General features: G+C 72.6%; 18 protein-coding genes. 5 read left to right on the forward strand and 13 right to left on the reverse strand.

Features of this window, described 5'->3' with window-relative positions; all coding sequences use genetic code 11:
- Positions 1–10: 10 nt before the first annotated feature.
- Positions 11–574 carry a TIGR00730 family Rossman fold protein gene (locus tag LCD31_RS03915; protein WP_224956052.1) on the reverse strand — a complete coding sequence of 188 codons (564 nt, stop codon included), beginning with the start codon at positions 572–574 and terminating at the stop codon, positions 11–13.
- Positions 571–1,347 carry a TIGR00730 family Rossman fold protein gene (locus tag LCD31_RS03920; protein WP_224956053.1) on the reverse strand — a complete coding sequence of 259 codons (777 nt, stop codon included), beginning with the start codon at positions 1,345–1,347 and terminating at the stop codon, positions 571–573. The genes LCD31_RS03915 and LCD31_RS03920 overlap by 4 nt, the downstream gene beginning before the upstream one ends.
- Before the next feature lie 202 nt (positions 1,348–1,549).
- On the opposite strand from LCD31_RS03920, the gene LCD31_RS03925 reads away from it, so the two are divergent.
- Positions 1,550–2,464, forward strand: a complete 915-nt coding sequence (locus tag LCD31_RS03925; protein ID WP_224956054.1) for a slipin family protein — start codon at positions 1,550–1,552, stop codon at positions 2,462–2,464.
- On the opposite strand, the gene dapE is transcribed toward LCD31_RS03925, so the two are convergent.
- The gene (gene dapE, locus LCD31_RS03930; protein ID WP_224956055.1) at positions 2,445–3,521 is read right to left on the reverse strand and encodes a succinyl-diaminopimelate desuccinylase; all 1,077 of its coding nucleotides are present in this window, start codon (positions 3,519–3,521) and stop codon (positions 2,445–2,447) included. The genes LCD31_RS03925 and dapE overlap by 20 nt on opposite strands.
- A gap of 196 nt (positions 3,522–3,717) precedes the next feature.
- Between dapE and dapD the strand changes: the two genes are divergently transcribed.
- Both dapD and LCD31_RS03940 read left to right on the forward strand, forming a co-directional pair.
- Entirely contained in the window at positions 3,718–4,704 is a 987-nt protein-coding gene (gene dapD, locus LCD31_RS03935; RefSeq protein ID WP_224956056.1) for a 2,3,4,5-tetrahydropyridine-2,6-dicarboxylate N-succinyltransferase, read from the forward strand.
- Positions 4,705–4,770: 66 nt separating this feature from the next.
- Positions 4,771–5,688, forward strand: a complete 918-nt coding sequence (locus LCD31_RS03940; RefSeq protein WP_224956057.1) for a CHAD domain-containing protein — start codon at positions 4,771–4,773, stop codon at positions 5,686–5,688.
- Positions 5,689–5,723: 35 nt separating this feature from the next.
- Here LCD31_RS03940 and dapC read toward each other — a convergent pair whose 3' ends face one another.
- The 8 genes from dapC to typA all read right to left on the reverse strand — a co-directional run bounded on the left by dapC (position 5,724) and on the right by typA (position 14,164).
- Positions 5,724–6,827: a succinyldiaminopimelate transaminase gene (dapC, locus tag LCD31_RS03945; protein WP_224956058.1), complete on the reverse strand. Its 1,104-nt coding sequence runs from the start codon at positions 6,825–6,827 to the stop codon at positions 5,724–5,726.
- Positions 6,824–7,144: a ferredoxin gene (gene fdxA / locus LCD31_RS03950; protein WP_224956059.1), complete on the reverse strand. Its 321-nt coding sequence runs from the start codon at positions 7,142–7,144 to the stop codon at positions 6,824–6,826. The genes dapC and fdxA overlap by 4 nt, the downstream gene beginning before the upstream one ends.
- Before the next feature lie 167 nt (positions 7,145–7,311).
- Positions 7,312–8,313 carry a hypothetical protein gene (locus tag LCD31_RS03955; RefSeq protein ID WP_224956060.1) on the reverse strand — a complete coding sequence of 334 codons (1,002 nt, stop codon included), beginning with the start codon at positions 8,311–8,313 and terminating at the stop codon, positions 7,312–7,314.
- 10 nt (positions 8,314–8,323) lie between these two features.
- A complete protein-coding gene (locus LCD31_RS03960; protein WP_224956061.1) occupies positions 8,324–8,689 on the reverse strand; it encodes a hypothetical protein in 366 nt (121 codons plus the stop codon).
- Positions 8,686–9,597 carry an N-acetyl-1-D-myo-inositol-2-amino-2-deoxy-alpha-D-glucopyranoside deacetylase gene (gene mshB, locus LCD31_RS03965; RefSeq protein ID WP_224956062.1) on the reverse strand — a complete coding sequence of 304 codons (912 nt, stop codon included), beginning with the start codon at positions 9,595–9,597 and terminating at the stop codon, positions 8,686–8,688. Before mshB ends, LCD31_RS03960 begins: the two co-directional genes overlap by 4 nt.
- 126 nt (positions 9,598–9,723) lie before the next feature.
- Positions 9,724–10,323 carry a hypothetical protein gene (locus tag LCD31_RS03970; protein ID WP_224956063.1) on the reverse strand — a complete coding sequence of 200 codons (600 nt, stop codon included), beginning with the start codon at positions 10,321–10,323 and terminating at the stop codon, positions 9,724–9,726.
- 33 nt (positions 10,324–10,356) lie between these two features.
- Positions 10,357–12,090 carry an ABC transporter family substrate-binding protein gene (locus LCD31_RS03975; protein WP_224956064.1) on the reverse strand — a complete coding sequence of 578 codons (1,734 nt, stop codon included), beginning with the start codon at positions 12,088–12,090 and terminating at the stop codon, positions 10,357–10,359.
- Between the two features lie 148 nt (positions 12,091–12,238).
- Positions 12,239–14,164: a translational GTPase TypA gene (typA, locus tag LCD31_RS03980; RefSeq protein ID WP_224956065.1), complete on the reverse strand. Its 1,926-nt coding sequence runs from the start codon at positions 14,162–14,164 to the stop codon at positions 12,239–12,241.
- Between the two features lie 397 nt (positions 14,165–14,561).
- On the opposite strand from typA, the gene LCD31_RS03985 reads away from it, so the two are divergent.
- The gene (locus LCD31_RS03985; protein ID WP_224956066.1) at positions 14,562–14,732 is read left to right on the forward strand and encodes a hypothetical protein; all 171 of its coding nucleotides are present in this window, start codon (positions 14,562–14,564) and stop codon (positions 14,730–14,732) included.
- Between the two features lie 46 nt (positions 14,733–14,778).
- Here the strand turns inward: LCD31_RS03985 and LCD31_RS03990 are convergent, their stop codons facing one another.
- Positions 14,779–15,102, reverse strand: a complete 324-nt coding sequence (locus LCD31_RS03990) for a YciI family protein (RefSeq protein ID WP_224956067.1) — start codon at positions 15,100–15,102, stop codon at positions 14,779–14,781.
- Between the two features lie 310 nt (positions 15,103–15,412).
- Between LCD31_RS03990 and trpS the strand changes: the two genes are divergently transcribed.
- Positions 15,413–16,378 carry a tryptophan--tRNA ligase gene (gene trpS / locus LCD31_RS03995; RefSeq protein ID WP_224956068.1) on the forward strand — a complete coding sequence of 322 codons (966 nt, stop codon included), beginning with the start codon at positions 15,413–15,415 and terminating at the stop codon, positions 16,376–16,378.
- A gap of 244 nt (positions 16,379–16,622) precedes the next feature.
- Here trpS and LCD31_RS29465 read toward each other — a convergent pair whose 3' ends face one another.
- Positions 16,623–17,462, reverse strand: a complete 840-nt coding sequence (locus LCD31_RS29465) for an NUDIX domain-containing protein (RefSeq protein WP_308015819.1) — start codon at positions 17,460–17,462, stop codon at positions 16,623–16,625.
- Between the last annotated feature and the right edge of the window lie 4 nt (positions 17,463–17,466).

Genomic DNA, 17,466 nt, shown 5'->3' on the forward strand with positions numbered 1-17,466 from the left:
GGCGGCCGGGTCAGCGGGCCGGCACCGCGCAGGCGTCCAGGGCGGACTCGACGTCGGTGACGACGACCAGCGAGTCCAGCGAGCGCTGCGAGGCGAAACCGTCGGCGACGAGCCCGCGCACCCACTCCAGCATCCCGCGGTAGTGGTCGTCCGGGTCGAGGATCACCACCGGCTTGTCGTGCATGCCGATGTACCGGGACGTCCACACCTCGAACAGCTCCTCGCAGGTGCCGATGCCGCCGGGCAGCGTCAGGAACGCCGAGGCGTGCGCGTCCATCAGGCCCTTGCGCTCGCGCATGGTGTCGACCACGAGCAGTTCGTCGGCGTCGTCGTCGGCGACCTCCCGGTCCACCAGGGCCCGCGGGATGACGCCCACGGTGCGGGCGCCGCCCGCGCGGGTCGCGCGCGCCACCTCACCCATCATGGAGACGCGTCCGCCGCCGGAGACGAGCGTCCAGCCGCGCTTGGCGATGCCGGTGCCGACCTCGGCGGCGAGGGCCAGGTACCGCTGGTCCACCGGCCCGGAGGCGCAGTACACGCACACCGCGTTCCCGGTGGTCTCCTCCGCGCTCAATGCGCCTCCTCCCAGGCCTGGTAGGCCTCTTCCACGATGCGCACCGCATCCTCCACATCATCGGTCAGGTGCAGCAGGGCCAGGTCCTTCTCGCCGACCTTGCCGGACGCGAGCATCGTGTCCCGCACCCAGTCGTAGAGGCCTTGCCAGTAGGACCGGCCGAACAGCACCACGGGGAACTTCGTCACCTTCTTGGTCTGCACCAGGGTGAGCGCTTCGAACAGCTCGTCCATCGTGCCGAACCCGCCGGGCAGGCAGACGAAGGCCTGGGCGTACTTGATGAACATGGTCTTCCGGGCGAAGAAGTACCGGAAGTTCACCCCGAGGTCCACCCACGGGTTGAGCCCCTGCTCGAAGGGCAGCTCGATGCCGAGGCCGACGGACAGCCCGCCCGCCTCGGAGGCGCCCCGGTTCGCCGCCTCCATGGTGCCCGGCCCTCCACCGGTGATCACGGCGCAGCCGATGTCGGCCATGGCCGCGCCGAGCCGCACCCCCATCTCGTACTCGGGGTGCTCGCGCGGGGTCCGGGCGGAGCCGAAGATGGTCACCGCGCGCGGCACCTCGGCCAGCGCGCCGAACCCCTCCACGAACTCCGACTGGATGCGCATGACCCGCCACGGGTCGGTGTGCACCCAGTCGGTGGGGCCGCGCGAATCGAGCAGGCGTTGATCGGTCGTCGTCGGTTCGTGCAGGCGGGAGCGGCGGAGCACGACCGGCCCGCGCCGCTTCTCCTGCGGGCGCTCGGCGCCGTTCGGTGAACCCTCGATGGTCATGGTTCGAGGGTATGCAGCCGCCGGAGAACACCGGGTGCCGCGCCGGTGACCACGTGGTGCCGTCCGGTGCCGATAGGGCCGAAGGGCCGTGCTGACCTGCGCCGACCTGCCCGCGAAGCGGCTCCCGGGAGTACCGTGGGCGGTACGACGGGACCCGAGCGGTGCCCCGGTACGTCGGCGGCGCCGCGGTCAGGGGGCGGCCATGCTCATCGAACTGCTCGTCATCGTCCTGGTCATCGGAGTGATCTGCACGGCCTCCGCGGCGCGGATCATCACGCAGTACGAGCGGGGCGTCGTGTTCCGCTTCGGCAGGCTCCAGGAGTCGGTGCGCGGACCCGGCCTCACCTTCGTGATCCCGGGCGTGGACCGGCTGCGGAAGGTGAACCTGCAGATCATCACCATGCCGGTGCCCGCGCAGGAGGGCATCACCCGGGACAACATCACGGTGCGGGTGGACGCGGTGGTGTACTTCAACGTCACCGATCCGGCGCGCGCGGTGGTCAACGTGGAGGACTACCTGTTCGCGATGGGCCAGGTCGCCCAGTCGTCGCTGCGCTCCATCATCGGCAAGAGCGACCTGGACGACCTGCTGTCGAACCGGGAGCGGCTCAACCAGGGCCTCGAAGTGATGATCGACAGCCCGGCGCTGCACTGGGGCGTGCACATCGACCGGGTGGAGATCAAGGACGTCTCGCTGCCGGAGTCGATGAAGCGCTCCATCGCCCGGCAGGCCGAGGCGGAACGGGAGCGACGCTCCCGGATCATCGCGGCCGACGGCGAGTACCAGGCGTCCCGCAAGCTCTCCGACGCGGCGGGCGTCATGGCCGACGCCCCGGCGGCGCTGCAGCTGCGCCTGCTGGAGACCGTGGTGGAGGTGGCGGCGGAGAAGAACTCGACGCTGGTGCTGCCGTTCCCGGTGGAGCTGCTGCGCTTCGTGGAGCACGCCCAGTCCCAGGCCGGGCAGCAGCACCCGGACGAGCGGCCCACCCGGCGACCCACCGCGGATCCGGCCGCGCTCGACCAGATCCCGGACCCCGCCGGGGTCCCCGACGTCGAGGGCGTCCCGCAGGTGCGCGACGCCCGCATCGCCCCCGGCCTCAGCTCAGGAAGCGGGTGAGCGCCTCGGCGCAGCTCCGGATCTGGGCGGTGGGCACGTTCTCCTGCTGGGTGTGCGCCAGGGTCGGCGAGCCGGGGCCGAAGTTCACCGCGGGCAGCCCCCGCGCGGCGAACCGGGCCACATCGGTCCAGCCGAGCTTCGCCACCGGTTCCCCGCCCGCGGCCGCCACGAGTTCGGCCGCGGCGGGCGAACCCAGGCCGGGCAGCGCGCCGCCGGAGCCGTCCACGACGGTGAGGTCGAAACCGTCGAACACCTCGCGGACGTGGGCTTCGGCCTCCGCCAGCGACTTGTCCGGGGCGAAGCGGTGGTTGACCGCGACCAGGCACGAGTCGGGCACGACGTTGCCCGCGACCCCGCCTTCGATCCGCACCGCCTGCAGGCCTTCGTGGTACTGGAGGCCGTCGATCACCGGCTGCCGCGGCACGTAGTCCAGCAGCCTGCGCAGGATCGGCTCGGCCCCGTGGATCGCGTTCTCCCCCATCCACGCGCGCGCGGTGTGCGCGCGGGCACCGCTGGTGCGGATCTCCACCCGCAGCGTGCCCTGGCAGCCCGCTTCGATGCTGGCGTTGGACGGTTCGCCGACGATCGCCAGGTCGCCGTCCAGCCAGTCCGGCAGCTCCCGCTCGATCCGGTTCAGCCCGTTGTGCTCGGCCGCGATCTCCTCGCAGTCGTAGAACAGGAAGGTGAGGTCGTGGCGCGGTTCCGGCAGCGCCGCGGCCACGTGCAGCAGGACGGCGTCGCCACCCTTCATGTCCACGGTCCCGCAACCGTGCAGCACCTCGTCGGCCCCGGAACCGGTGCGCCGGGACGGCAGGTTGTCGTTGATCGGCACGGTGTCCAGGTGACCGGCGAGCAACACCCGGGACGCGCGCCCGAGGTTCGTGCGGGCCAGCACGGCCTCGCCGTTGCGCACCACCTCCAGGTGCGGTGCCTGGGCGCGCAGCGCGTGCTCCACGGCGTCGGCGAGGCGCCGCTCGTCCCGGGAGACGCTGGGGATGTCCACCAGCGCGGCGGTCAGCTCGACGGGATCGGCGCGGAGATCGAGGAGGTCGGTCACCCGAGGCAGGCTACCCGCGGCGGTGCGCGCCCCCCCCCCCCGACGCCGCCGCACCCGCGGAGTCCACGGTGGACGGTCCAGCGGCCGGAATCCGCGCTCGCTCCCGGCAATCGCGCGATCACGAACAGTGCCGGTGCCGCCTGCCGAGCCGACCCCTGCAGGGCGGTGCCGGAATGCGCCGATTACCGTTTTTCGCATGAGCGCGCAGACACCCGACCCGCAGAGCACCGGCGCCCACGGCATCGGCCTGGCCACCGTCACCGACGACGGCACCGTGCTGGACACCTGGTTCCCCACCGTCAAGCTCGGTGAGCCCGGCGAATCCCGCACCACCCGGCTGACCGGCGAGGAAGCGGTGCGGTCCCTGGGCGAGGCCGGGGCCGCACTGCTCGGCCGCGACGACGCCCGCGGCGTGGAGGTCGTCGCCGTGCGCACCGAGATCGGCAGGCTCTCCGACGAGCCCGCCGACACCCACGACATCTACCTGCGCCTGCACCTGCTCTCGCACCGCCTGGTCCGCCCGCACGGGCAGAACCTGGACGGCATGTTCGGGCTGCTGTCCAACGTCGTGTGGACCAACCACGGCCCCTGCCCGGTCGAGGGCTTCGAGGCGACCCGGCTGCGGCTGCGGTCCCGCGGCCCGGTCACCGTCCACAGCGTCGACAAGTTCCCCCGGATGGTCGACTACGTGACGCCGTCCGGCGTGCGCATCGGCGACGCGGACCGGGTGCGGCTGGGCGCGCACCTGGCCAGCGGCAGCACCGTCATGCACGAGGGCTTCGTGAACTTCAACGCGGGCACGCTCGGCGCGTCGATGGTCGAGGGCCGGATCTCGGCGGGGGTCGTCGTCGGGGACGGCTCCGACGTCGGTGGTGGGGCGTCCGTGATGGGCACCCTCTCCGGCGGTGGCAAGGAGGTCATCTCCATCGGTGAGCGCTGCCTGATCGGCGCCAACGGCGGCGTCGGCATCACCCTCGGCGACGACTGCGTCGTGGAGGCCGGGCTGTACGTCACCGCGGGCACCAAGGTCTCGCTGCCGGACGGCACCCTCACGAAGGCGCGCGAGCTGTCCGGATCCGACGGTCTACTGTTCCTGCGCAACTCCGCCACCGGCGCGGTGGAGGTCCGCCCGCGCACCGGCGGGAAGGTCGAGCTGAACGCGGCGCTGCACGCGAACGACTGACCACTACGCCGATCCGACCGCCGAAGGGCGGGGGTTCACCGGGCCCGGATCGGCGACACTGGTGGTATGGACCGCCCCGCAGGTACGCCCGGCCTGCCACCCGAACCGCTGGTGGCGGGCCGGGCGGACCCGATCGCCGAGCACGTCCGCGCCGCGCTGGACCTCAGCACCCGCGCCCTGCTGGACGGCGAAGCAGGGGCCGGACGCGAGAAGACCGCCGAACCGGTGCACCGGATGCGGATCTCGGTGCGCCGGATGCGAGTGGTCCTGCGCTCCGCCGCCCCCTTCCTGGACCAGCGCTGGTCGGAACCGCTGCGCGCGGAGCTCGGCTGGCTCGGCCGCGAGCTCGGCGTGGTCCGCGACCTGGACGTGCTGCTGGCGCGGCTGCACCGGGACGCCGCCGATTTCGACGCGGCGCAACGGGAATCGGCGGGCAGGCTGTTCGACGCCGCGAGCCGCGAGCACCGCGCCGCGCGGGAGGCGCTGCTGGCCGTGCTGGCCGGGCAGCGCTACCGGGCGCTGGTCGACGCGCTCACCTCGGCCGTGCGCGAACCGCTGCCCGCCTCCGCCGTGGAGCAGAGCGGGATGCGCGAGCTCCGCGCCCTCGTCGCCGAGCAGTACCGCCGGCTGCGCCGCGCGGTCGACGAGGTGGGCCCCGGCGCGACCGACGAGGAGCTGCACGAGCTCCGCCTCCTCGGCAAGCGGCTGCGGTGGACCGCGGAACTCGCCGAGCCGGTGTCCGGCAAGCCGATGCGGCAGCTGCTCGCCGCCGCGAAGCGGTTCCAGGACGTGCTCGGCGAACTCCACGACGCTCGCAACGCCGAAGAACAGGTGCGGCGACTGCTCGCGGACCTCGGGCCGGACGTCCGGCTCGCGTTCGTGTCCGGTCGCCTCGTCGAACGGGAGCACGCCCGCCGGGTCGACCACCGGGAGCAGTGGTGGGAGCGCTGGCGCGAGCTGCGCAGCAGTGCCGCGAAGGTGTGAGCGGGCGGCGCGCTCGACCGGCGGCCGCCCGCCGCTCAGCCCAGCCGCGCCGCGGCCGCCTCGATCCGCTCGTCCGGTGCGGTCAGCGCGATCCGGACGTGCCGCTGCCCGCCGGGACCGTAGAACGTGCCGGGCGCGACGAGGATGCCGCGCTGCGCCAGCAGGCCCACCGTCTCCCAGGCGTCGTCCCCGCACGTCGCCCACAGGTACAGGCCCGCGCGCGAGTGCTCGATGGTGAACCCGGCGGCCTCCAGCGCGGGGCGCAGCACCGCGCGGCGGGCCGCGTACAGCTCGCGCTGCGCCTCGACGTGCTCGTCGTCGAGCAGCGCCGCCGTCATCGCCTGCTGCACCGGCCGCGGCATGATCATGCCCGCGTGCTTGCGCAGCTCCAGCAGCCGCGCCACCAGGTCCGGGTCACCCGTGATGAACCCGGCGCGGTAGCCGGCCAGATTCGAGGACTTCGACAGCGAGTGCACCGCCAGGACCCCGGTGGGGTCCTCGCCGGTCACCGACGGGTGCAGCACCGACACCGGCTCGGCTTCCCACCCCAGCGCCAGGTAGCACTCGTCGGAGGCCACCACGGCCCCTGCCTCGCGCGCCGCGCGCACCGACTCGGCCAGCGCGGCCGCGTCCAGCACCCGGCCCGTCGGGTTGGACGGCGAGTTCAGCCACACCAGCGCTGTCCCCGCGGGCGGGGCCTCCCCCGGCGCGAGCCGCACCACCTCGGCGCCGGCGATCTTCGCACCGACCTCGTAGGTCGGGTACGCCAGCTCCGGGATCGCCACCACGTCACCGGCCCGCACGCCCAGCAGCGTCGGCAACCAGGCGACCAGCTCCTTGGAGCCGATCGTCGGCAGCACCGCCGCCGGGTCGACGGTCACCCCGTGCCTGCGGGCCAGCGCCTCGACGGCTGCGGCGCGCAGTTCCGGCGTGCCGTGCGTCGCCGGGTAGCCGGGCACCTCGGCGACCGAGGCCAGCGCCGCGCGCAGCGGCTCCGGCACCGGGTCGACCGGGGTCCCGACCGACAGGTCCACCAGCCCATCCGGGTGCGAGCGGGCCGTCGCGGTCTGGGCGGCCAGGGAATCCCACGGGAAATCCGGCAGCCGCGGACCGCGCGGCTCGCGCGTCCCGGAGCTCATTCTCCCTGCGGCGGCAGGCTGGTCACGGGCTCGACGTCCTTGTCGACCTTGCCGACCTTGGCCGCGCCGCCGGGCGAACCGAGCTCGTCGAAGAAGTCCACGTTCGCCTTCGTGTAGGCGCCCCACTCGTCCGGGACGTCGTCCTCGTAGTAGATGGCCTCCACCGGGCAGACCGGTTCGCAAGCACCGCAGTCGACGCACTCATCGGGGTGGATGTAGAGCATCCGCCCGCCCTCGTAGATGCAGTCGACAGGGCATTCCTCGATGCATGCCTTGTCGAGCACGTCGACGCAGGGCTCGGCGATCACGTAGGTCACGGTTGCTCTCCTGCTAGTTTCGATCCGGACCAGGCTTCCGCTACCCGGCCGATGCCAGTATCCCCCGGGCCCACCGCCGCGAACCAAGGTGGTCCCGTCGCGCGGGCACCATTTCGACCATACTTCGGGGCGCCGAGGGCGGTAAACGCCATGAACTCCTCGGATCGCTAGTGTCCCGCCCCGTGGGCATCCGCCCGCAACCACTTCGCACCCTGCTTCGCGATGCGGCGCAGCGCGGACCGTTCGCCCAGGTAACCACCCACGACGCCGACGACGGGCACGTTGCCGATCCACTCGTGGTAGAAGCGGCCCTGCGGCCGCTTGTCCAGTTCGGAGTCGATCTCCCAGAGGGCACGTGCCATTCGCCACACCGTGCGCACCACCGCCCGCACCCGGGTGCCGCCGGTGCGGCGGGCCTCGTCGAGCTCCTCGGTCAGCTCGGCCGTCATCGCGTCCTCCTCGGCCTGCGCACCGCCCCGCTCCCCGGACGCGACCTCCGGGGGCAGATCGCGGTCCAGCAGCACCTTCGCGATCAGCCGCACCCGGGTCGCCCGGTCCGCCACGCCGTGCTCGGCGGCGATCGCCGAGAGCACCAGGCCCTGCCCGGCCATCCCGAGCGCGTTGCGGATCGGCAGCCGCGAGGTGAGCGCGCCGCCGAACCGCGGCAGGCCCGCCACGACCGCGACCAGCCTGCCCACCCGCTGCGCCCACCAGTCGCAGCGCTCGTCGACGCTCATCGCGTCCCAGGTGGAGCTGCCCGGCAGGCGCATGCCGTCCAGCTGGCGCAGCAGCTTGTGCAGCACCCCGGGCGCGTCCGCCGCGGAGTCGTCCGGGGTGCGGGACGGCTCGGCCGCGGCGGGCCCGCTCTCCGGCGACTCGTCCGGTGCCGGGGCCCGCGGGGCGGTGGAAGAGGTCTCGTTCTCGGCATCCGCGCTCTCGGCTCCCGCGCTTCCGACGCCCGCGTTCCCGACGCCCGCGTTCCCGACGCCCGCGTTCTCGGTGCCTGCGTTCACGACATCCGCGGCCTCGGCTCCCGCCGCGGCGTCGGCGAACCGGCCGCGCAGCCGCAGCGGATCGGACTCCCGGAGCACCTCCAGCAGCGGCGTCGTCGCGCGCACGAACGGGCGCAGCACCACCGCGACCCGCTCGTCGGTCAGCACCTCGGCCACGGCCGCCCCCTCACCTGCCGGCGGACCTGCCCAGGACGATCCCGAGCATCATCGCCGACGGCAGCGTCCCCGCTCCGATCAGCAACAACGTGCGCCAGTCGTTGCCCATCAGCATGACGTCGCCGCCGGGGCCGAAGAGGCCGAACACGAAGATGGTGGCGAACCACACCACCAGCGGGGCCGCCGCCACCCGCCTGCTCGGCGCGAGCCGGCCCGCCGCCGAGACCAGCATCGGCGTCGTCACCGCCGCCACCGCAGTGGTGATCGGGAACGGCGTGCTCCCGATCCACAGCGGCAGGTACAGCACCTCCACCAGCGCCAGCACCACCGCGTCGAGCAGCAGGAAGCCGAACACCAACCGGTCGAGGCCGCTCACCTCGGCTCCACCGGTTCGGTCCCGCTCACCCCGAGCCCGCCGAACAGGTCCTGCTCGCCGCCCGCCGGATCACCGGTGGCCAGCACGTAGTGCTCGGTCCCGGTCAGCGGGTGCGCCACTCCGTTCGACAGCGCGTAGGCGCCGGGGCCGTCCTCGTTGTTCCACTCGTCCACCCACACCCGGACCTGGGTGCCGTGGGCGCGCAGGGCGCGGATCTTGGCCGGGAGGTGGTCCGCGACGTCGATCACCGTGGTGATCGATTCGTCGGGCACGCTCGCCAGGTCCGCCGGGTCGGGGAGCTCGAACGGCAGTGCTTCGGCGGTGGCCAGCTCGACCAGCCCGGCGCGGATCCGGTCCCGGGACGGCACCGCGTGGAACACCCGCAGCACGTCCGGGACGCGTTCGGCCGCGGCCATCGTCACCTCGTGCGCGCGCACGTGGTCGGGATGGCCGTAGCCGCCGTCAGCCGCGTACGTCACCACGACCTGGGGCCGCACCTCGTGCAGGACTTCGGCGAGCGCATCGGTCTGCTCGGCCAGGTCGCCGACGGCGAACGCCCGCGGGTGCGCCGAGGGCAGCGCCCCGGCGCGGCCGGGTTCCTCCCACAGCATCCCGGAATCTCGCCACCGGCCGATGCCGCCGAGGAAGCGGTGGTCGGCCACCCGCAGCGCCGCGCAGGCGGAGCGCAGTTCGCCCACCCGGTAGCCGCCGAGCTGGTCGGCCTGGTCGGCGGCCAGTCCCCGCAGGCTCTCCGGGATGACCTCGCCCTCTTCACCGAGGGTGCAGGTCACCACCGTCACCTGGACACCGCGCGCCGCGTAGCGGGCGATCGTCCCGCCGGTCCAGAGGGTCTCGTCATCCGGATGCGCGTGCACCAGCAACAACCGGGGAGGAGCCGTCAGCGTCACCTGCACAGCGTAATCGGCGCGGCGCGCCCCTCCGCGCGGTGGTCGAGCAGCCGGCGACGCGCCCTGTCAACCAGCGTCGATCAACTTTCACCCGAGCCGGTGGACCGGATCCCCCGGACGATCAGCTCAGCGGCCCTGCAGCGCGTCCAGCGCGACCGCCTGCGCGAACACCACCCGCCGGTCCAGCCGGTCGTCCCGGACCGTGATCACGTAGCGGTCCCGCAGCGCGAACTTCTTCTCCACGGACAGCACGACCTCCCCGTCCACGGTGAAGTCGAAGTGGTAGGGGAAGAAGAACGGGATGTTCTCGATGAACGGGATGAACTCCCACCCGCGGCGCAGCAGCGCGATCGCCTTGCTGCGCTCGTGCCCGACGCAGCCGGGGTGGCCGGGCTGCTCCACGTGCCAGGTGGACCGGGTCAGCGACTTGCGGAAGTCCTTGCGGAACGAGCCGATCGGCGCGCCCGCCGCGTCGGTGACGTCGTAGCCGGAGGCCAGATCCATCACCTTCCGCGCCCGGAAACCCGCCACCGGCCGGGTCTTGTCGGTGTCCGCGTAGAGCGTGACCTGCTCCTTGAGCGCGACCCGCTTCTGCTGCGCGAACGCGACGAGCTCGCCTTCGCCGCCGTGGCCGTCGTCGGCCCGGATCTCGTACCGGTTGACCATCAACGTCATGCGCTGGCGCATGTGGAACGTGCTGATCTGCTGCAACGGCCCCGAATCCACGCTCTCTCCTCGCTGTCCCGGCCCGGCCGGAGGTCAGTACCCGTCGTTGTCGCTGGGGGTGCCCTTCCAATCGGCCGCGGTGGAGAACGGGCCCGACAGGCCGTTCCCGCGCTGCACCCCGGTCACGTCCCGGCCGAACGCCAGCACCTGCGCCTGCTGGTACAGCGGCAGCGCCACGGCCTGCGACCACAGCACCGATTCGACCTTCGCCGAGGCTTCCGGGAACGGGAGCGCCCCGCTGAGCGCGGCGTCGATCGTCGGCTGCAGCAGCTGGTCGCAGAACCCCGTGGCGGTGAACGGGAACGGCTGGTCGTCCGAGTCGACGCCCGGGCAGCCGTAGGAGGTGGCCATCATCGCCGCCGGATCTCCGTCGGCCGGGCGCGGCGCGATCGCCATGTCCACCGAGCTCGCCGCACCGGGTTCCTCCGACAGCGGATTCGCCGGCAGCATCTCGCCGAAGAGCTGGTCGCCGGTGGGGGTGACCACGGTGGCCTGGATGTCCTGGGCCCGCAGCTGCGCCGCCGCGTCCTCGGCGATCCGGATGTACTGCTCGTGCTCGAACGGGGCCGCGATCACCAGGTTCAGCGTGCGGCCGTCCTTGGTCCACGCCCCGGCGCGGTGCTCGTACCCGGCTTCGGTGAGCAGCCGCTGCACGCGCGCCGGATCGGGTCCGTCGGTGCCGGGCGGCTCGGTCGGGGTGTACCCGCGTTCCGAGGGCGCGAGCACCTGGGCGTGCGCGTGCAGCTGGTCCCCCGGCCCGCCACCGCTGCCGACGTCGATCAGCGCCTCGCGGTCCAGACCGGCCACGACGGCGTTCCGCACCCGGGCGTCGGCGAGCTGCGCGCTGGTCGGCCGCAGCAGCACCTGCATCGTCGCCGGGCGGGGAACGGTGCTGACCTGGACCGACGACCCCAGGTCGCGCAGCGCGCCCATGGTGTTCCGGTCCGCGCCGAACACCGCCATGTGCAGGTCCCCGCTGCGGAGCGCGGCGACCTGACCGGCCTGGTCGCTGGCCCGCAGCACGATCCGGTCGGACACCGCGGGCTTGCCCCAGAACCGGTCGTTGCGCTCCAGGATGATCTCCCCGCGCTGCAGGTCGACCTGGCGGATCGCGAACGGCCCGCCCGAGGCCGGGTAGCCGTTGTCCAGCGCCGTCGTCCACCCGCGCGGCGCGTCCCGCAGCAGGTGCGCGGGCAGCAGGTTCGCGAACAGGCTCTGCCAGCCCGGGTAGGGCCGTTCGAAGGTGACCTCGACGGCCTTGCCGCCGTTGCGCGACTGCACGTCGTCGATCAGCTGGTACCCGGCGGGATCCGACACGCCGGGCTGGGAGCGCAGCTGCTCCCACAGGTAGACGAAGTCCTCGGCGGCGATCGGCGCGCCGTCCGACCAGGCCGCCTCCTTGCGGATCCGGTAGCGCACCGTGAACCGCTCCGCCTCCGGCACGACCTCCGCCGACTCCATCAGCGTCGTGTCCAGCGCGTTCGCCCCGTCTGGCCCGGGCCGGAACACCGAGGGCAGCATCAGGCTGGACAGCGCCGAGCTCGTCGGCGACAGGTCCGCGAGCGTGTGCGGGTTGAACCCGCCCTCCAGCGAGTCGACGCCGACGACGACCTCGGTCGGCATCGGCTGCGTCGACGGAGCCGTCTGCGGACTCGGCTCCGGCGGCGCGACCAGCGGAGGCGGCGGCGCGTCGGTGCACGCCACCACCAAGCTCCCGATCGTCACCAGCAAGCTGACCACGGTGAGCGGACGTCGACCCTGGTGCACGCTGCCGAACCTCCCCTCGTTCCCGGTCGCCGATCGCAGGCGGACGCGATGTCCCCCTGTCGGAGGACGCGGGGAAGCACTCATGGTTCCGCGCGTCCTCGCGGCGCCGCACACCGGGGTGGAAACGCTCAGCTTCTGCTCAGGGAACTCAGCCGTTGTCGCGAGCCTTGGCCCGGGAACGCTCCCGGCCGCGGGTCGTCGCGTCCAGCACGACCTTGCGGACCCGGATCGCGTCCGGCCCGACCTCGACGCACTCGTCGGCGGAGCAGAACTCCAGCGCTTCCTCCAGGCCCAGCGTGCGGGGCCGGGCCAGCCGCTCCAGCTCGTCGCCGGTGGCGGAGCGCATGTTGGTGAGCTTCTTCTCCTTGGTGACGTTGATGTCGAGGTCCTCGGCGCGCGGGTTCTCGCCCACGACCATGCCCTCGTACACCTCGGCGCCGGGCTCCACGAAGAACGTGCCGCGGTCGGCCAGCTGCATCATCGCGTAGCTGGTGACCGGGCCGGTGCGGTCCGCCACCAACGAGCCGCTGTGCCGGGTGCGCAGTTCGCCGACCCACGGGAAGTAGCCCTCGAAGACGTGGTTGGCGATGCCGGTACCGCGCGTCTCGGTGAGGAACTCGGTGCGGAAGCCGATCAGGCCGCGCGAGGGGATCACGTAGTCGAGCTTGATGCGGCCGGTGCCGTGGCCCTCCATCGTCTCCATCTTCCCCTTGCGCCCGGCCAGCAGCTGGGTGATCGCACCCAGGTGCTCCTCCGGGGAGTCGATGGTGAGCCGCTCGAACGGCTCGCACAGCTTGCCGTCGATGGTCTTGGTGACCACCTGCGGCTTGCCCACGGTCAGCTCGAAGCCCTCGCGGCGCATCGTCTCCACGAGCACGGCCAGCGCCAGCTCGCCACGTCCCTGCACCTCCCAGGTGTCGGGGCGCTCGGTCGGCACGACCTTGATGCTGACGTTGCCGATCAGCTCGGCGTCGAGGCGGTTCTTCACGAACCGCGCGGTGACCTTCGTGCCGCCGTTGCGGCCGGTCATCGGCGAGGTGTTCACGCCGATGGTCATCGAGATCGCCGGGTCGTCCACGGTGATCCGCGGCAGCGGCTGCGGGTCGTCGGCGTCGGCGAGGGTGTCGCCGATGGTGATGTCCGGGATGCCCGCGATCGCCACCAGGTCACCGGCGTGCGCCTCGGCGGCCGGTACCCGGTCCAGGTTCTCGGTGATGAGCAGTTCGGTGATCCGCACCTTCTCCACGGACCCGTCCTCGCGGCACCAGCCGACGGTCTGGCCCTTGCGCATGGTGCCAGCGTGGATGCGGCACAGCGCGATGCGGCCCAGGAAGGCGGAGGCGTCGAGGTTGGTGACCAGGGCGCGCAGCGGTGCCTCGTAGTCGCCGACCGGCGCGGGCACGTGCTCCATGAGCACGTCGAACAGCGCGGTGAGGTCCTCGTCCTCGGGCAGGTCGCCGTCGGCGGGCTGGGTGAGGCTCGCGCGCCCGGAGCGGGCGGAGGCGTAGATCACCGGCAGGTTCAGCACGGCGTCCATGTCCACCGAGCCCTCGCCGTCGTCGAGCTCGGAGGCGAGGTCCAGCAGCAGGTCGTGGGCCTCTTCGACGACCTCGGCGCAGCGCGCGTCCGGGCGGTCGACCTTGTTCACCACGAGGATCACCGGCAGCTTCGCGGCCAGCGCCTTGCGCAGCACGAAGCGGGTCTGCGGCAGCGGGCCTTCGCTGGCGTCGACCAGCAGCACCACGCCGTCGGCCATGGACAGGCCGCGCTCGACCTCGCCGCCGAAGTCGGCGTGGCCCGGGGTGTCGATGACGTTGATGGTGACGGGACCGTCCTCGGTCTCCCGCCGGACGGCCGTGTTCTTGGCCAGGATCGTGATGCCCTTTTCCCGTTCCAGGTCATTGGAGTCCATGACCCGGTCGACGAGTTCGGCACGTTCGGAGAAGGCGCCGGATTGCCGCAGCATGGCGTCCACCAGGGTGGTCTTACCGTGGTCGACGTGCGCGACGATCGCGACGTTGCGCAGATCATTGCGGATCCGCTGGTTCGGTTCGGCGACGCTGGTGGCGGGCACGCGAGCACTCCATGAGTTGGAAGACGAAGATCAGGTCTGGCGGCGGGCGCTAGTCGACCTCGGCCGGCCGCCGTCCCGCTGCCGCCGCTGCGGGAAGTTGCGGCCCCCGGCGCGGACCCGCGTTCCGAGAACCCCGTGCTCCGGCAGGCTCACCCATCGTGAGAAGGCGGCCGATCGCGGACGGCGGGGCCGTCATTGTCGAAGGCCCGACACTTGCTGAGGCTCGGTGCGTTGTCGACACGCGGCCTAGTCCAGCGTAGAGCACTTCCCGAACGGGGCCGCGGACAGGTGTTGAGCGCAACACCCGCGGCCGCTGGTTCGCCGGAACCAGCGGGACCGACCTAGGGTGGCGGTGTCCGGTCCCCGAGCGGACCCCTCCGGCAGCGGGAAGCCAGTCGTGGGCAAGAAAACGATCAAGGTCAAGCGGAAGTGCTGCCTTTCGAAACCGCCGTGCAAGCAATGCCCGATCGTGGTGCTGCGGGAAGCGTTGAAGGACGCGAAAGCACGCGAAGTCAAGAAAGCGCAGAAGAAGGCGAAGAAGGAGTCGAAGGAAAAGGGATCGCATTGATCCGCTCCTCGGCGCGGCAGCCCAGGCGCGGATCAGCGCGAACGCTTTATTCGCTGGTCGGGACGAGCTGGTCGGCGTACTTCGCCATTTCCGGCACGGTGCGCAGCGCCTGGAATTCGATCACTTCGTGCCGGGCGAGTTTTCGCAGCTCGAAGGGATCGGTGGCGAGGATGGCCTCCAGCCTGCCGCGGGACATGGATCTGGCGATGAGCACGCCCCCGGTCAGCGGGCGGCCCGGTTCCGGAGCGCGGTGGCCGGTCGTGATGAAGTCACCGGCCTCGTAATGTCTGCTCACCCACTCATAGTGATCCACCAATGCGCCGTCGATGTCCGATTGCGGAGCCGTGTAGTTCAGCAATACGACGAACATGAATCCACGATAGTCCTCCTCCGGCACGAGTGCCCATACCCTTCTGATAATGTGCGTGCCGTGCACGAAATGTCGCATCCGCGTCTGAGCATGTGGTGGGGGGGGGGCCGGCCGGCGCCGCGCGGGGGGGGGGGGTGCCCCCGACCATCGGACGGCCCCCCCCCGCCCCCCCCCCCCCCCCCCCGCCCCCCCCCCCCCCCCCCCCCCCCCGGCTCGTCGTGCGCTGAACCGCACGCACATCGGTCGCCACCAGGCGACCGGGCGATGCGCGGTGCAGGCTGGTGAGCGGCCGTCGATCCGAGGAGAGATCGTGACCCGCTTGTCCGGCATCACCCCGTCCGGCCACGTCCACCTGGGCAACCACCTCGGCGCGCTGCGCCGCTGGGCGACCGGGGGCGGCCCGGAGGACCTGTACTTCATCTCCGACCTGCACGCGATGACGCTGCCGTACCGGCCCGAGCGGCTGCGCGCCCTCACCAGGGAGAACCTGGCCGTGCTGCTGGCGAGCGGCATCACCGCCGACTCGGTGTTCGTGCAGTCCGACCTGGCGGGCGAGCTCGGCGCGCTGAACTGGGTCCTGGAGTGCACCTGCGGCTTCGGCGAGGCCGCCCGGATGATCCAGTTCAAGGAGAAGGGCGCCGGGCAGGACAGCGCGCGCCTCGGCCTGCTCACCTACCCGGTGCTGATGGCGGCGGACATCCTGCTGCAGGGCGCCACCGAGGTCCCGGTCGGAGTGGACCAGAACCAGCACGTCGAACTGGCGCGCACGCTGGCCAGGCGGTTCAACGGCGGCCGCGGGGAGGTGTTCGTCGTCCCGCGCGCCGTGGTGCCGAAGACGGCCGCCTCGGTCCGGGACCTGTCCGATCCGGCCCGCAAGATGGCGAAGTCCGCGCAGCAGCAGGCGGGCGTCGTGTTCGTGCTGGACGAACCGGACGTGGTGCGCCGCAAGTTCCGCCGCGCCGTCACCGACGACCGGGCCTCGGTCCGCTACGACCCGGACGAGCAGCCCGCGGTGGCGAACCTGCTGGAGATCCTCGCCGCCTGCACCGGTGGCAGCCCGTACGCGGCGACCTCGGCCGCGAGCACGTACGCCCAGCTCAAGGACACCGTGGCGGAGGCGGTGGTCGAACTGCTGCGGCCGGTCCGGGACGGCGCCCGCGAGCTGCTGGACGACCCCGCCGAGCTGGACCGGGTGCGGGAGAAGGGCGCCGCCCGCGCGGCCGAGCGCGCCCGGCCGCGGCTGGATGCCGCGATGCGGGTCGCCGGGTTGCGTTGAACGTCCCCTGATCGAACGAGCCGAGGCCGGGGGCCCGGGATCGGGCGCCGCGCGCCCCACGGGCCCCTGACCTGGGTTCTCGACCCGCACCGCCGAATCGCCTCCGCCCGGGCGTTCGTTCACCAGTTCGAGTAATTCGGGCTGGAAACGTGGCGAACAGGTGGTCGAACGCGGCAATCTTGCTGCATGAACGCAGCGAACGCACACCACGGCCGGAACGGCTTCCGACGCGGCGGCCGAGACCTCACAGCGGCAGCTCGCGCAGCGAGTGCGCCAGCACCTGGTCGGCTTCGAGCCAGTCCAGCCCGCCCAGTTCGGACCGGGTCGCCCAGCGCACCGCCCGGTGCTCCACCGCCCGCGGCTCGACGCCGGGGTCGGCCAGTTCCGCGGTGTGCACCCGCAGCAGCATCCCGCCGCGCAGCGGCACGTCGGTGCCGACGCGTCCGGTCGGCACCACCTCCACGTCCAGCTCCTCCTTGCACTCCCGGACGACCGCGTCCTGCTCGCTCTCCCCCGGCTCCACCCGGCCACCGGGCAGTTCCCACCGACCGGCGTCCCGCGCGGGGAACCGGCGCTGCTGCACGAGCAGCCGCCCCCGCCGCGTGATCGCCGTCCCCACCCCGACCGGCCGCGCCGCCCAGGACTCGGCGAGCGCACCGACCGCGCGCATCCGGCGCGCCAGCACCGCCAGCACCACGCGACGGGCCAGCGCCACGTCGACCAGCCGCCCGAGCGCGCCGAACGGCGTCGTCCAGCGCAGCGAGTCGGTCAGCAGCGTGTGGCCACCGGCTTCGGCCAGCACCGTTTCGTGCCGCAACTCCTGGAGAGGACCAGCGATGAGCACCGATTCCAACCGATCCGCGTCGGCCCGCACGATGCGGGTGCGCAGCCGTGCCGCCGGGAACTTCGTCCACCGGAAGGCGAGGTCGTCCCCCGGGACGAGGAGTTCGGCGGCGGGCGTCAGCGCCCGGCCCTGGATGCCCAGCTGCCGCAGGCCCTCCTCCGCGGTGCGGGTGTGGCGCAACGCCGCCCCGACCGTTCGCAGCGGGGCCGCCACCAGACCTGTGCTTCGCAACACCGACACGTGG

The sequence above is a fragment of the Saccharopolyspora sp. 6M genome (assembly GCF_020176775.1).
GTDB classification, from domain to species: Bacteria; Actinomycetota; Actinomycetes; order Mycobacteriales; family Pseudonocardiaceae; genus Saccharopolyspora_C; species Saccharopolyspora_C gregorii.

Bases quoted from the DNA above. Each gene is read 5' to 3' on its own strand.
- dapD (WP_224956056.1), top strand. From the start codon at position 3,718: ATGAGCGCGCAGACACCCGACCCGCAGAGCACCGGCGCCCACGGCATC.
- LCD31_RS03940 (WP_224956057.1), top strand. From the start codon at position 4,771: ATGGACCGCCCCGCAGGTACGCCCGGCCTGCCACCCGAACCGCTGGTG.
- LCD31_RS03990 (WP_224956067.1), bottom strand. From the start codon at position 15,102: ATGTTCGTCGTATTGCTGAACTACACGGCTCCGCAATCGGACATCGAC.
- LCD31_RS03920 (WP_224956053.1), bottom strand. From the start codon at position 1,347: ATGACCATCGAGGGTTCACCGAACGGCGCCGAGCGCCCGCAGGAGAAG.
- dapC (WP_224956058.1), bottom strand. From the start codon at position 6,827: ATGAGCTCCGGGACGCGCGAGCCGCGCGGTCCGCGGCTGCCGGATTTC.
- LCD31_RS03925 (WP_224956054.1), top strand. From the start codon at position 1,550: ATGCTCATCGAACTGCTCGTCATCGTCCTGGTCATCGGAGTGATCTGC.